The 14253-nt window shown below is 62.5% G+C and carries 10 protein-coding genes and 1 pseudogene; 4 read left to right on the forward strand and 7 right to left on the reverse strand.

Annotation, left to right across the window (positions count from 1 at the left end):
- Window positions 1-73: 73 nt before the first annotated feature.
- Entirely contained in the window at window positions 74-1420 is a 1347-nt protein-coding gene (locus tag BDB13_RS00350; protein ID WP_254922648.1) for a hypothetical protein, read from the reverse strand.
- Window positions 1417-2340 carry a GTPase domain-containing protein gene (locus tag BDB13_RS00355; protein ID WP_254922649.1) on the reverse strand — a complete coding sequence of 308 codons (924 nt, stop codon included), beginning with the start codon at window positions 2338-2340 and terminating at the stop codon, window positions 1417-1419. The genes BDB13_RS00350 and BDB13_RS00355 overlap by 4 nt, the downstream gene beginning before the upstream one ends.
- A 171-nt stretch (window positions 2341-2511) precedes the next feature.
- Between BDB13_RS00355 and trmB the strand changes: the two are divergent.
- From trmB to BDB13_RS00370, 3 genes and pseudogenes are all read left to right on the forward strand, one after another.
- A pseudogene (gene trmB / locus BDB13_RS00360) lies at window positions 2512-3269 on the forward strand (tRNA (guanosine(46)-N7)-methyltransferase TrmB).
- Window positions 3266-3973, forward strand: a complete 708-nt coding sequence (locus BDB13_RS00365; protein WP_094274566.1) for an NYN domain-containing protein — start codon at window positions 3266-3268, stop codon at window positions 3971-3973. Before trmB ends, BDB13_RS00365 begins: the two are co-directional and overlap by 4 nt.
- A 10-nt stretch (window positions 3974-3983) precedes the next feature.
- Window positions 3984-6755 carry an MMPL family transporter gene (locus BDB13_RS00370; protein ID WP_094269895.1) on the forward strand — a complete coding sequence of 924 codons (2772 nt, stop codon included), beginning with the start codon at window positions 3984-3986 and terminating at the stop codon, window positions 6753-6755.
- On the opposite strand, the gene BDB13_RS00375 is transcribed toward BDB13_RS00370, so the two are convergent.
- From BDB13_RS00375 to BDB13_RS00395, 5 genes are all read right to left on the reverse strand, one after another.
- Window positions 6727-8616, reverse strand: coding sequence for a DUF2339 domain-containing protein (locus tag BDB13_RS00375; RefSeq protein WP_094269896.1), 1890 nt, complete (start codon window positions 8614-8616; stop codon window positions 6727-6729). The genes BDB13_RS00370 and BDB13_RS00375 overlap by 29 nt on opposite strands.
- Before the next feature lie 73 nt (window positions 8617-8689).
- Entirely contained in the window at window positions 8690-9409 is a 720-nt protein-coding gene (locus BDB13_RS00380; RefSeq protein WP_094269897.1) for a DUF1707 SHOCT-like domain-containing protein, read from the reverse strand.
- A 16-nt stretch (window positions 9410-9425) separates the two neighbouring features.
- Window positions 9426-10100: a response regulator gene (locus tag BDB13_RS00385; protein ID WP_094269898.1), complete on the reverse strand. Its 675-nt coding sequence runs from the start codon at window positions 10098-10100 to the stop codon at window positions 9426-9428.
- On the reverse strand, window positions 10087-11373 hold the full coding sequence (gene macS / locus BDB13_RS00390) for a MacS family sensor histidine kinase (protein WP_094269899.1): 1287 nt from the start codon (window positions 11371-11373) through the stop codon (window positions 10087-10089). The genes BDB13_RS00385 and macS overlap by 14 nt, the downstream gene beginning before the upstream one ends.
- Window positions 11366-12559 (reverse strand): AI-2E family transporter, encoded by a 1194-nt coding sequence (locus tag BDB13_RS00395; protein WP_094269900.1) that lies wholly within the window; start codon window positions 12557-12559, stop codon window positions 11366-11368. Before BDB13_RS00395 ends, macS begins: the two co-directional genes overlap by 8 nt.
- 212 nt (window positions 12560-12771) lie before the next feature.
- On the opposite strand from BDB13_RS00395, the gene BDB13_RS00400 reads away from it, so the two are divergent.
- Window positions 12772-14250: an adenylate/guanylate cyclase domain-containing protein gene (locus tag BDB13_RS00400; RefSeq protein ID WP_094269901.1), complete on the forward strand. Its 1479-nt coding sequence runs from the start codon at window positions 12772-12774 to the stop codon at window positions 14248-14250.
- The last annotated feature ends 3 nt before the right edge of the window (window positions 14251-14253 follow it).

Consider the following 14253-nt stretch of genomic DNA (forward strand, 5'->3'; position numbering starts at 1 on the left):
GACGAGACTCATCAGTATTACCAGATTTCGGCAGCTCCTCCCCCTCGAAGGTTTGTGCCTGTGGATAACCTGCTCAGGGACCGGATCCGTTCAGAACTGCAAGGTCTCGTTCACAGGCTGCCAATTGTCCGGTATGCGCCTGGCTCAGCGTCCGGAGTTCGGCGTCGATCTCCACGATTCGAGCCTGCGCCGACGCAATCAATTCACGACTTTCCGCCATGATCGCGTTGCCGAGGTCCACTTCCGCGTCGAGAAGTCCGTTCAGTACGCGTTGCTCCCATTGCGCTCGCACGGTAGACATCGTTTCGACCAACCAGGCGCGAGCGTGCGCTCGGTCTGCGGCAACGCCTCTCGCTCGACTCAACCACCACGCTGCTACCCCGCCGAGCGCGAGGGTCACCGGAATGCTTGCAATGTCCAGGGCCGGAATCATCTCCAACGGAGTGACTGCGATCCGACCCAAACCGAGTCCAGCCGATGCCCCGACCAACACGGTGATTCGCTCTTCGTTCCCGCGCGGCCGCGCGGCCGGTCCGTCGGGAAAACGCGGCACGGGAAGATGGCCACCGGCCTCCCCCAATCCGACTGCAGTGGACATCGCGGCATCGAAAATGATTGTGTCGCTAGCAACTTCATGTTCGAGACGCTCCGGCAAGCTCAGGAGTTCAGCTCGGACAGACTCGTCGATCCAGATGCGTGCCGACGCCACCGTCGTACGGGTGGTGTCTGCAATCTGCTGTGTGAGATCACCGCGTGCCCGTTGGAGCCGGCTTCGCATCTGGGCAAGACGTTCACTGCGTCGGCCGTCACGTTCGGTCAGTAACTGTGCTCGCTCCGAACGTAATTCGACGCCGGGGACATTCTCGCGGAGATTTCGGATCTCGAGGTCGATCATTCTTCGGGTTTCCGCGATCACTTCGCCGCCGGGCTGGGATACGGCACGCAATCGGACTGCGTCGACAACGGCGAACAACGACGCCGCCCCATCGTGCTCGGACAAATCGATGACGGCGGCGGCACCGTAGACATCACTATGGGCAGCAAGAATGCCCAGGTCACGGACACGTACGGATTCCCAGTCCGGATAGACGTCCACACGGGTCAGCACTACCGCCAACGGAACGCCACCAACCCCCGCCTCGTCGAGTAACTCCAGTTCTTCTCTTCCGATCACGCTGGCGGCGTCAATGACCAACAGCACGATTATCGCGTCGGTCGCGCACTCGACGGTGACATATCCAGCGCGCGAGCGAAGCAACTGTTCCACCTCTTCGCGCCCACACCGAGGCAGACCGATAACAAGAACCTTTGCAGCACTGCTAAATTCACCTTCTTCGACGTTCCCCGACGCCCCGGCCGGATTCCATCGCTCCACCACCGGCCGCATCGCGGCGGACGCTCCCGTCGGATCGTCGGTCACGGAGCGACCTCGGGTCGCTCGGGTCCGCCGCCGAGCGAAGCCCACCTTCTGACGTATCCACGCTGAACGAGCGAAATCGCGTCCGGCCACGAAGAGTGCTCGCGTTGCGCCTGCCCGCCCCACCATGTTGCGCACAACAGCGCATCGTCGACCGTCTTCGGCAAAGCGGGCGCTGCGGCGACAAACTCCTGCAACTCCGGACGCACCAGTGCTGCAGTCGCGGCAAAGATCACCCCGCTCTCGTCAGCCAAGTACCGCTCGACTTCGTCCTGCGCGCCGGCCTCGTCTGCGTCGGCCACGGCGGCAAGCCTGTCGAGTACTGATCGCATTCCGTCGACTCTGCGCCACCACGCAGTCTCGAGGATCCGGGCGAGGGCGTCGAAAAAGACGCCACCGCCTTCTCCCGTCAACGCCACCAGGGGAACCGTGGCAGTCCCGACCTCATCCGCAATCTCGGCGGCTCGTCCGACGGCAGCTCCCCAGCCGTCACCCACGCAGTCGGCCTTGTTCACGACGACAAGCCCACGATCGGACAACCGCCCCGCTGCACGCCGATCCACATCACGAATTCCGTCGACAACCACGTACACGACGCAGTGGTGGGTCAGGTCCGGATCACTTGCCCCCGGCACATCTAATGCTCGCGTCTCCGTCGGGATCACCGGAGCACCGCCGACACGACGCGTCGCTCTGCTGTCACTTTCGAGCAACCGGACCACTGCCGACCGACCCACTCCGCTTCGTCCGGCAACAAGCACCTGCAGCGGCGCTGTCAGCGATCCGACAATCGAATGCACGGCTTCTGCGGCGCGCTGATCGATCGGCATCAGCCGGTACGCGAGCCGTCTCAATTCGTCCATCGGTTCCGCGCTCGCATCCTCCAGCGAACCCGCGGACATCAATCGAGCCCCAGTTCTCATCCCCACCCCACGCTCCCCTCGTGCTGGCCAGATTCTGTCAGGTCCACTTCGCGGGAGCTGTTCCCGGCACGTCATCCGGTGTTGAATTACACGGATTCCTGTCCTGTTTTCCGCGCTTTTCACAGAAAGCCTCAAGTCGAACTTCAGACCCGTCTGCGATATATGGCGCTCATGCGTGACAATGGACGCGTGAACGAAGCCGATCAGCACGCACTGCCAACCCCGAACGCTGGCGAGACGGAAGAATCCAAGGGTTCCCGTCTCCATCCGCGCGTGACAAGTTTCCGCTCGCGCCGGGGTGCGCTGACCGACGCACAGCAGAAGTCGTGGGACCGTCAGTGGCCGCTCATCGGCGCCGACGTGTCCGATACCCCCTCGACGCGAACGCCTGGTTCGGACGCGACGCACCCCTGATCATCGAGATCGGATCGGGCACCGGAACCGCCACCGCAGCGATGGCCAAGGCCGAGCCGCACGTCAATCTCGTCGCCATCGAGGTCTATCGCCCCGGGCTTGCGCAGCTGCTCCAGCAGGTAGAACGCGAAGAAATCCCGAACATTCGTGTACTCCGTGGTGACGCAATGGACGTTCTGGAAAACATGATCGCCCCCGAATCGTTGACGGGTGTGCGCGTGTTCTTCCCGGACCCGTGGCCCAAGGCTCGGCACCACAAGCGTCGCCTGTTGCAGGCTCCGACCTTCGCGCTGATCGCCAACCGTCTCAAGCCGGGCGGAGTTCTTCACGTCGCCACAGACCATGCCGACTACGCCGAATGGATCGATGAAATCGGTAACCAGGAGCCTCTGCTGACGGCACTCGATTGGGAGTCCCCGATGACCCATGAGCGGCCTGTCACGAAGTTCGAGGACAAGGCCCATCAAGTCGGAAGTGCAATCAACGAGTTCATATGGGGGAAGATCAGAGCATGAGTGTCAGCGAACAGCTATCTGACGACGTCACGTCATCAGGATCTCCCCTCGACCTCGGTCGTGACTCCCGCCACCCCAAGCGGGTACTTCTCGTCTGGGACGCCCCTAACCTGGACATGGGCCTCGGTGCCATCCTCGGTGGACGCCCGACGGCCGCCTACCGGCCACGATTCGACGCTCTCGGCCGCTGGCTACTCTCGCGCACCGCTGAGCTGTCCACTCGGGAAATCGGCACTCTCGAGCCCGAAGCGACAGTCTTCACGAACATCGCGACCGGCAGCGCCGACGTTGTACGCCCCTGGGTCGAAGCGTTGCGTAATGTGGGTTTTGCGGTGTTCGCCAAGCCGAAGGTCGATGAGGACAGCGATGTCGATTCAGACATGCTCGAGCACATCGCTCTGCGGTACGGCGAGGGCTTGGCCGGAATTATGGTCGCGTCCGCCGACGGGCAAGCATTCCGCGAACCGTTGGAGAACATCGCAGCAACCGGCATTCCGGTTCAAGTACTCGGATTCCGCGAGCACGCCAGCTGGGCTGTGTCGTCCGACATCTTGGACTTCGTCGATCTCGAGGACATTCCCGGCGTCTTCCGCGAGCCTCTGCCGCGGGTAAGCCTGGATACTCTGCCCGACGAGGGCGCCTGGTTGCAGCCGTTCCGACCGCTTTCCGCCCTGCTCATCGGGCGAAAAAGTGTTGCCGAATAGGAGTTGATCAGTGTTCGCCAGCTGGGGAAGCATCGTCTACCGTGCCCGCTTCACCGTCATCGCCGTCATGGTGGCGGGTCTTCTTGGGCTCGCCGCTTACGGTCTGAGCCTGCAAGATCACCTCAGCCAGAGCGGCTGGGACGATCCGGGATCGCAATCGGTCGAGGCTGCCAAACTCGCTGACGGCACATTCGGGCGGAGCACAACGGGCGACGTCTTGGCGCTGTATACAGCGCCTGAAGGCAAGACCGTCGACGATCCCGAGTTCCAGGCGAAAGTCATCGACAGCCTGAAACGACTCGTCGCCGAGCACCCCGACCAGATCATGAAGATCAACGGTTCGTACTTCAAGGTCGGCGACGGACTCTCCGTCGCCGCCTTGGCGGATCCGACGAGGCAGCACGCGGTGGCCAGCGTCGCCATCGCGGGCGACAACGACACAGCTGTGTCCAACAACTTCCGCGACGTCGAGAGCGCCTTCTACATCGACGGCGTCGACGTTCAGTTGGCCGGCCTGCAGCCGGTGGCGAACTCTCTGAACGACACGATGGCCAATGACATCAAGCGCATGGAAATGCTCGCGATTCCCGCCGTCGGTATCTTGCTGTTCTTCGTGTTCGGTGGCGTGGTCGCTGCGGCACTCCCCCTGATCATCGGTGGCCTCACTGTCATCGGGGCCAACGGCATCATCCGTCTGATCACCAATTTCACCGAGGTCAACGCATTTGTTGCGCCCGTGGTCTCGCTGATCGGACTGGGTCTTGCCATCGACTACGGCTTGTTTATCGTCACTCGATTCCGCGAAGAGATAGCCGAGGGGCACGACATCCCTTCCGCAGTCCGCAGAACCGTCATGACGGCCGGTCGAACAGTCATGTTCTCGGCCACGATGGTCGCGGTCAGCCTCGGCGGACTTCTACTCTTCCCTCAGGGCTTCCTGAAATCCGTTGCCTACGGCGGAATCGCCGCCGTCATGCTCGCCGCGATTGCGTCCGTCACGATCCTGCCCGCAATTCTCGGAATTCTCGGCAAACGGGTGGACGCCCTGACCTTCAAGCGACTGCGTCAGACCAAGACCAACGAAGAAATCGAGAACGGGTTCTGGGGCAAGCTCACCACGTTCGTGATGCGACATCCGCTCAAAGTCGCGATCCCGATCATCGTCGCTTTGCTCCTGATGATCATTCCGCTCAGCGGCATAAAGTTCGGTGGCATCAACGAGACGTATCTGCCGCCCAACAGTCCCACCCGCGTGGCGCAAGCCGAGTTCGACGAACTCTTCCCGGGTAACCGCACCGAGCCTGTCCGTCTGGTCATCGAGGGCGCAGACAATGCAGCTCTCGGCCAGATCATGAAGACGGCCAACACCGCTCCGGGACTCGTCGAGAAGTTCACTCCCGAGCAGGCGACGAAGAACGGCGTCAACGTCCTCAAAGCGGGCCTGACCGAACGCAACGAGGCTCGTCCCACCGTCGACTACCTCCGGTCCGCGGAATGGCCTGAAGGTACGACGGTCCTCGTCGGCGGCACCCCCGCCATCGAGCAGGACAGCGTCGACGCACTCCTCGACCGCCTGCCGCTGATGGTCGTCACGGTCCTTCTGCTGACGACGTTGTTGATGTTCCTGACCTTCGGATCATTGGTCCTGCCTATCAAGGCAGCTCTGATGAGTGCCCTCGGATTGGGGGCGACACTCGGAATCCTGACCTGGATCTTCATCGACGGACATGGCTCCGAGATGCTCAACTTCACGCCCGGCCCCATCATGTCGCCAGTTCTGGTCCTGATCATCGCGATCGTGTACGGCCTCTCCACCGACTACGAAGTGTTCCTGCTCTCCCGCATGGTGGAGGCCCGCGCCCAGGGCGCAAGCACGACCGAATCAATCCGTATCGGAACTGCGCACACCGGCCGAATCATCACTGCGGCCGCTCTGATCCTCATCGTGGTGACCGCTGCATTCGGCCTGTCCGAACTCGTGATGATGAAGTACATCTCGTACGGCATGATCTCGGCGCTCGTCATCGACGCCACGCTCATCCGTATGTTCCTCGTGCCCGCCACAATGAAGCTGCTCGGCGACGACTGCTGGTGGGCTCCGGCCTGGATGAAACGTATCCAGGAAAAGATCGGTCTCGGCGAGCCGATTCTGGACAGTGAGCTTGCACTCGCCAACATCCCGCAGCTCATGCCTGTCGGCGCGATCGCCGGACCAGGCTTCGCCAAGACCGCGACATCTCGGGTGCAGCCTCCCATCACGCCGGCTTCGGGTAAACGTGAACCAGACCCCCTCACCGAGCCCATCCCCCTCGGCGAAATGTCCGTCAAAGCGCCCACCGTCAAGCCCGGCGAGACGCCGCGGCGCCGCAGTACGGACCGGCCACCTCTTACGGCCCCGCAGGACCTGATCGAAGCGCCGGTTCCCAACCCGATGTACAAGGCTGTGAAACCTACACCGGCGTCTCCCACTGCAGCCGAAGAACGTCCGATCGAAAGCTGGTTGTCGGATCTGCGCACCACGGAGGCGACGCCGCCCGCATCGAGGCCACTTCCCGTCGTGCGAGCAACTGTCGCAACCAATGGGAGTGCAAGCAACGGGAGTGCAAGCAACGGGACTGCACACAACGGTGCCAGCCAGCCTGTCACCGAAACCCCCGTCAACGGAAGCACTGCGGTCACCGGAAGCACTGCGGAGGATGCAGCCAGTGGACGCCACCGCCCTGACGACAACAATGCCGTCAGTGTCAGCGAACTCATTGCGAGGCAGAAGAAGCAGAGTTGACCTGTTCCTGCTTGCCGAATGCGCGTGCGTAGCGCGTCCCGACAAGCAGGAGCAGCAGTCCGACGATGAGGAATGCAACACCACGCACCAGACCGCTGAGTGTTGCGAGATCGAACAGGAAGAGCTTCGCTAGCGCGGCGCCGGTGAGCGCAAGCCCGGTTCCCAGCATCACGTGCGCGTGCCGGCGGTTGTTCAGGCCGTACACCAGGGCAGATGTGGCTGCCAGCATCCACACTACGGTCGCGGCGCTGTGGCCGAACACAAATCCTGTTGCCGCGCCCCAGATCTCGATGCCCGAAGCCACCAGTGCGCACGTCAATCCGTAGAGGGCACCCAGACCGGCGAGGGCCCAGATCGTGGCAATGTTGTTCTCGTCTACCAACTTCAGTCGTCGGATCGTCCACGCACCGGCGATGAGTACGCCGATTACAGCGAGGCCTGTCAAGGCAGAGATCGCATCGAGGTGCGCCGACGCAGCCCGAGCCGTCATCAGCGCCGCGGGCGGAACCGACACCAGGAATCCGATCAGCCCGGCCGCGGCAAAGATCGATCCGAGGGCGAACACGAATCGCGATCCGGCCGAGAATGCAACACCGAAGAAAATCATCGCAACCACGAGAAGAACTGCGGCGATCAACGATTCAGGAGATCCCGCCGCGCAGCAGAGCAGCAGCGCCAATGCCCCGGCGCCGGCAACTGACATTCGAAGGTTAGCCGACAGAGCACGGCCCACCGCAGCTCCGGACAGGAGAAGCGCAGCCGTGACGCCGTACAGCACGGCCACCATCTGACGGTCGAGGAGCAAGCCGACAGCGATCAGCGGGAGTGTCGCAACAACGAAGGTTGCACTCGACCATCCGCCCGGAACGCCGCCGCGTGAAGGTGAACCGGCGCGCTGCACCAGAACCGAAGAGGTCAAGCCGATCGCAGCGACAAGAATTGCGCAGACAACCAATTGAGCTGCTTCACTATCGGTTGCGCCGGAAATGAGCCCCGAAGCAACGGCGACGACGAGTGCGAGTACCACCGGCACCGTTCGAGCCAAGCCCAGGTACTTCCATTCTCGACCAAGCTGGGCGGAGAATGCCGCCAGCTGGATTGCGACCAGAAAACCGATGAGCGTCAATGTGATTGCACCCGTCAGCACCGGGGCCAGCAGTGCAGCGCCGAGCACGATCAGCAGTGCAAGCGGTTCGGAATCCCATTTCACTGCCACGGCAATTCCGGCAGCGGCAATTCCGAATGCGACCACCATCGCCACCGGTACAACGAGCCAGCCGTACAGGACCGACGCGGCCATGACGTCGAGGTAGAGACCGGCCAATCCCGTAGCCACCAGCGCAATTGCGCCTATCCGGCCGCCGGGGCGTCCGTACACCCGAAATCCGGCGAAGATCAATCCCCCGGACAGCGCGGCACCACCGATGACGCGGAGCGGTGGCCCGAAGAATCCGGCCTGAGCCGCCAGCACCAGAAGCATGACAACCCCGATCAAGGTGACCGAGACGCCGGCAATCGCCAGTAGCCGACTGATCACTCCGTCGCGCTGCCACCACGGCTCACGACGGGTGTACGGCGCGCCGACATACTGCTGTGGCGCCGAAACATACTGCTGTTGCGGCCGCGGAGAGTACTGCTGTTGGGGTGCCGGAGCGTACTGCTGTTGCAGCGGCGGAACATGAGACGGAGCTGCCGGGGGCGGAACCTGCACAGGCATCTGCGCAGGCACACTCACCAACTGCGACTGCAGGATCGACAGGTTCTGCCCCAGGTGGTGCAGCGCTCGACCGATACTCTCGCATTCGGTCGACAACGCCGTCACGAGTCGCGGATCGACGCCCGGAGAACTTGGTGTGGTCATACTCCGAGCCTGCTATCGGAGACCCGGATTCAGATGAGTAGTACTACTCGATTGCCCCGGGTGCTTCTTCAGATCAGGAACCCAGGATCTTTCGGAAGGTCGTCCCGAAGGGATGTTTGGCGGTGACGCTACCGAAACGGACCTTGCCGTGCACCACAAGATGCAACGGACCCATGTGCGGCCCGCTGCGCACCTTGTTGGAAGCGCTGCCTCCGATGGCTTCGACGTCGTTCATGTCGACGGTGGCTTCCTCGGGAACGATCAGCGCAATCGAACTCGCATAGTCGTTGATCGAGACGTGCACTATCTGAGTCTGCATGACTGCGCGGGTGAAATCGATGGTGACACTGGACATTCGGGTGTCGATCACCACCGATGGCGGAACAATCCAGGCCCCGTTTCGGGTCACCGTCGACATGCGTCCACGAACGATCGCTGCGTTGGCCGCGCCGTACGGCCCGGTTGCGGGAACACCGACCGGCGGTTGCGGCTGGGTATACCGAACCTGCTGGGGATACTGCGTCTGCTGAGGTTGCGGGTACTGGGCCTGCGGATACGGGTAGCCGGGCTGGCCTGCCGGATACGCCGGCGGTTCGTAATCCGAGATCAAGGTGATGCCGGGAAGATCTGCCAGCACGGCGTTCAGTTCACCGCGAGTCTTCGCGGCCAACGCGGTGTCCATACGTTCGGTGAACTCACCGAGCGAGAGCATTCCCTGCCCGACTGCTTTCTGCAGCAATTCGCCGACGTGCTCTCGCTCTGCATCCGATACTCGTAGATTCCTGGCCTCCATGCCTCCAGGATAAGCGCTAGTCGAGTCCTTGCTCGATTGCGTAGCGCGTCAATTCCACCCGGTTGGCCAACTGCAGTTTGCGGAGCGTGGCCTGTACATGGTTTTCGACGGTTCGATGGCTCAGGGAAAGCCGCGTCGCAATCTGCTTGGCACTGAGGCCCTTTGCAACCAGTCGCAGTACCTCGGTCTCACGTTCGGTGAGCCTGGGAACCTCCGGTGCGCGGTCGTCAGCCGGGGCACTGGACATCCGCCGGTACTCGCCGAGAACCAGTCCGGCAAGGCCCGGGGTGAATACTGCCTGCCCGTTGTAGGTGGCTCGTACTGCGTCGAGCAGTTCCGCGACGGAGGCACTTTTGACCAGGTAGCCGGATGCTCCGGCTTTGATCGCGTCGAGAACGTCGTCGCGTTCGGACGATGCTGACAGCACCAGAATCTTGCTGTTCGGCGAGACTTCGAGCACTGCTGCGGTGGCCTCGGCCCCGTTTCCGTCTGTCAGGTGCATGTCCATGAGAACGACGTCCGGCTTGACGGCGGCTGCCCGATTGCGGGCGCGCTCGACACCGTCAGCGGTGGCTGTCACGGTGAACCCGGCTGATTCGAGGTCTCGGGACACTCCGTCTCGCCACATCGGATGATCGTCGACCACCATCACGGAAACGCCCGCGACTCCGCCTTCTTCAGTCACTGTCATCGCTCCCCTTCGGAACCTTGATCTCCCATTCGGTGCCCTCCCCGGGGCCGGTGTGCAGGGTTGCGGTGCCGCCGAGCGCCGCCACACGACCGAGAATGGACTTCGATACTCCCATGCGGCCTTCGGCTTCGGCGGCAGCCAAACGACCTGCCGGGATGCCAACGCCGTCGTCGCGGACGCTGACGATGACTTCGCCGGGCAGATCCTCGAGAAGTACGTACGCTTTGGCGCCAGGTCCGGCGTGGAGAGCCGTGTTGGACAGGGCATTGTCGACGATTGCGGCCAGTTCGATTGCGCAGTCGCGACCGAGAACCACCGGGTGGGCGGGAGTGGAAACGGAAACGGTTGTGCTCGCCTGAGTGGTGAGCAGTGGAGCGAGGTCTACGCTCTGGCCACCGACGTCGGCGGTGACGCCGGAACTCTGCTCGGAGATGAGCATCCGCAACGCGACTTCCTGTTCCCCGGCCAGTTCGGCGAGTTCCGCGGCGCCGCCCCCGAGTTCAGCACCTCGTCTTCGAACCATCGCCAGAACTTGCAGAACTCCGTCGTGAACTTCTCGGGCAAGCCGTTCGCGTTCTTCGGTAGCAGCGATGAGACGCACCGCTTGTTCGAGTTGGAAATGGGCGCGTCTGGCGGTGGTGGTGGCCACGCCCAGCGCCAAACCCACCGAGACCAGGACCGGGGCTGTGGCGTCACGCCACAGATCGAGATTGATCTGGTCGCGAATGATCGCGCTCGCCGCGGAGATGAGAACGCCCGACGCGATTCCGAGCCAGGGGCCACCGAGAATAGCCGCAGAAATCACCGCATTGGTCGCCCACAGTGTGGTGGGCAAGGTCTGGTGATTCTGGTACCACTCGGGGTCGGAGACGAGCCTCGTCGACGCCATCAATGCAATGACGACTACTTGATCGGTGAGCACGACGTAAGTGCGTATCCGACGTCGCCGCTGTATCTGACGTTTGAGCGTACCGGTGTGCGGAACCGTTCCGCCGGCGAGCAATACCGCGGAGACTCCGGACCACACCGCCATCAGCGCGACAAAGAACCAGCTGAGACGTGAATTTGTGTAGTCCGAAGCCGACGCGAATTGATAGCTGATCGCGTAGATCAGTGTGACCAGCCGAAATGCCTGCGCGGCCCGCCACAGCGGCGCATCCGGATCGGTGTCTACTCCGGAAACGGTGGGCCGGTAGTGCAATCGCCGTCGGCCGGCAGGTTCAGGCAGCTCAGATTCAGGCTGTGCAGGTTCAGGCAGTTCAGGTTCAGTCATCGGGTGTGACATCGCTCGGTGCGATCGGATTTTCGGTTCGCGGTTCGGTTCGCACTTCGTCGGGTTGCGCCGGGTAGAGGGGTGTCTCGGGATCTTCGACGTGCAGTTGCTCGTACACAGTCTCAGGGTCGTCTGCGAGCAACGAGCGAATTGCCGTGTTGAGGACGGCGACGATGGGTACTGCGAGGAGTCCGCCGACTATCCCGGCGAGGACGATGCCCGTGGTAATCGCGAGAACCACTGCCAATGGATGCAGTCGAACCGCTCGTCCGAGCAGCAACGGCTGCATGACGTGCGCTTCGAGTTGCATCACGCCGATGATGATGCCGAGCACGATCAGGGCGGTCAGGAGTCCCTTCGTGACCAGGGCAACGAGAACTGCGAGAAAGCCTGTGAGAAAGGCGCCGATAATCGGGATGAACGCGCCGACGAACACCAGCGAAGCCAAGGGCATGGCCAGCGGAACACCGAGGATGACCAGGCCCAAACCGATTCCGATGGCGTCCGCAGCGGCAACTGCAACTGTCGCGCGTACGTATCCGATAAGCGATCCGAAGCCGGCGGACCCGGCGATCCGTACTCGGCGTCTGGAATCACGCGGAACGATCCTGGTGACGAATCCCCAGATCTGATCGCCGCCGTACAGGAAGAAGATGAGAGTGAAGAGGGTCAGGAAGGCACCGGTGAATATCTCACCGATGACGGTTGCCGTGGTCAGGGCGCCGCTGGTCAGTTCTTCACGATTGGACTGCACCGACTTCACGATGGAATCGCCGGCCTGCCGAATCTGATCTTCACTGAAATGGAGCGGGCCGCTGGTCAGCCAGTTCTGGATCTGGGTGACGCTGGCGGCAAATTGGTCGGTGAGCTGTGGCAGTCCGTCGATGAACTGCGCGACGACAAAGGCCAAGATTCCGGCGACAATTCCGATCGCGCCGAGCAGTACGAGGATTACCGCTGCGGATCGCGGTACACCCCACGCCTGCAAGCGGTCCACCAACGGCACCAGCAGCGCCGACGCCAGGAGCGCCAGTCCCACCGGAATGAGCACTGTCTCGAGTCGCAATACTACGTAGGCGAGGACGGCCAAGCCCGCGAAGATCATGATGAGGCGCCATGACCATTCGGCGGCGATGCGCACGCCGGGATGCACTGCCTGGGCGTCGGCGCTGATGGGCTTTCTCATACCCGCTCGGACTCGCTCAGACCGAAATCCCCGTCCGCATTCCCCACATTTGCGTTCACATCGGGAGCCTAACTCTCTATGCCGACAAGCGAGGGAGGACGCAAAATCGGACGCGCATACCAACAGTTCGACCCCAGCCAGCTAAATTGAACGCTGTGCGGGCCTCATACAGAGCGATAGCGGTGACGATCCGCAGTCGATGGCCCATCTATATGCTCTCGATGCTCGCGGCCAATTTGCTCGGTGCAGTACTGGTTTTTGCGTTCGTCCGGTACGGCGTGCCCATCCAGGAGTCCGACTCGATCGTCGCCAAGCATGTCCGTAACTTTGCGATATTCGGGATCTACCTCGCGTTTGCGGGAGTTGTCAGTCTGACTGCGGCGGCGATGATGCTCCGCAAGGTCATTCGGTGGCGATTGCGCGGCGGGCCGCCGACACGCAGTGAGCAGATGGCAGCGCTGCATGCCCCGCTCCGGCAGGCGATCGTCCACCTTGTTCTCTGGGTCCTCGGCGGCGTCATCTTCGTGCTGCTGACCATCAACGAGGTACCCGGATTGGCTATCGCGGTGGTCGTCACCGTGTGCATGGCTGCGACCACGACCTTCGGATTCACGTACATGCTCGGCGAGCGGATCCTGCGACCCGTCGCGGCCCAAGCTCTCAGCGAAGGCGAATTCGACCGGACGATGGCTCCGGGCGTCGGCACCCGCCTGGCGATGACGTGGGGGCTGGGCACGCTCATGCCCGTCGCCGGCATCATCCTGCTCTGCGCCACTCAACTCAGCAGCGACTTCGATTTCGCGCCCGACTCGTTGGCCTGGACAATCCTGTTGATCTCGATCATGGCGATCGTGCAGGCTCTTGCGCTGTCCATGTTGACTTCCAGTCAGATCTCCGACCCCATCCGCCAGCTTCGACGGGCCATCGAGCGGGTCCAGCGCGGTGCCACCGACGTTCGTGTCGAGGTGTTCGACGGCAGTGAGATCGGGCGTCTGCAGGTCGGGTTCAACCGGATGATGAAGGAATCCGACGAGCGGAGGCTGCTCCGGCAATTGTTCGGTCAGCATGTCGGTGAAGACGTTGCTCGACGCGCTTTGCAGTTCGGTACCGAACTCGGCGGCGAAACACGATTTGTTGCAGTCCTCTTTGTCGACATGGTCGGGTCGACGGGTGCTGCGGCCGAGCGTCCGCCTGGCGAAGTAGTCGAACTGCTCAACGAGTTCTTCCGGGTTGTGGTCGACGTGATCGACCGTCACAACGGGTTCGTGAACAAGTTCATGGGAGATGCGGCGCTCGCCATCTTCGGCGCTCCCCTCGACCGCCCGGATGCGCCTACCGCTGCCCTTGCCGCGGCCCGCGAACTGCGCTTCAAGCTCGATGAAATCACCGGTCTGGACGTAGGGATCGGTGTGAGTGCGGGGTTGGCGGTCGCTGGAAATATCGGTGCGGCGGAGCGCTTCGAGTACACGGTGATCGGTGATCCGGTGAACGAGGCTTCGCGTCTGACGGAGCTTGCGAAGTTCCGTCCCAGCCGAGTTCTCGCGTCGACGAGCGCACTGTACTTCGCTGATGAGGAAGAACAGGCGCAGTGGGAACTGGGCGAGCAGGTCCAGCTTCGCGGGCGCCGGCGGCTCACCCATCTGGCCTGGCCGGAAAAGTATCCTGAGGTCGATCCCGAACCGATTGGTTAGGCT

It is taken from the genome of Rhodococcus sp. OK302 (assembly GCF_002245895.1).
GTDB lineage: Bacteria > Actinomycetota > Actinomycetes > Mycobacteriales > Mycobacteriaceae > Rhodococcus_F.

Excerpts from the sequence above, each read along its gene's own strand:
- BDB13_RS00400 (WP_094269901.1), top strand. The coding sequence starts at position 12,772 with ATGCTCTCGATGCTCGCGGCCAATTTGCTCGGTGCAGTACTGGTTTTT.
- BDB13_RS00375 (WP_094269896.1), bottom strand. The coding sequence starts at position 8,616 with ATGACCACACCAAGTTCTCCGGGCGTCGATCCGCGACTCGTGACGGCG.
- BDB13_RS00385 (WP_094269898.1), bottom strand. The coding sequence starts at position 10,100 with ATGACAGTGACTGAAGAAGGCGGAGTCGCGGGCGTTTCCGTGATGGTG.
- BDB13_RS00395 (WP_094269900.1), bottom strand. The coding sequence starts at position 12,559 with ATGAGAAAGCCCATCAGCGCCGACGCCCAGGCAGTGCATCCCGGCGTG.
- BDB13_RS00355 (WP_254922649.1), bottom strand. The coding sequence starts at position 2,340 with ATGAGAACTGGGGCTCGATTGATGTCCGCGGGTTCGCTGGAGGATGCG.
- BDB13_RS00380 (WP_094269897.1), bottom strand. The coding sequence starts at position 9,409 with ATGGAGGCCAGGAATCTACGAGTATCGGATGCAGAGCGAGAGCACGTC.
- BDB13_RS00365 (WP_094274566.1), top strand. The coding sequence starts at position 3,266 with ATGAGTGTCAGCGAACAGCTATCTGACGACGTCACGTCATCAGGATCT.
- macS (WP_094269899.1), bottom strand. The coding sequence starts at position 11,373 with ATGACTGAACCTGAACTGCCTGAACCTGCACAGCCTGAATCTGAGCTG.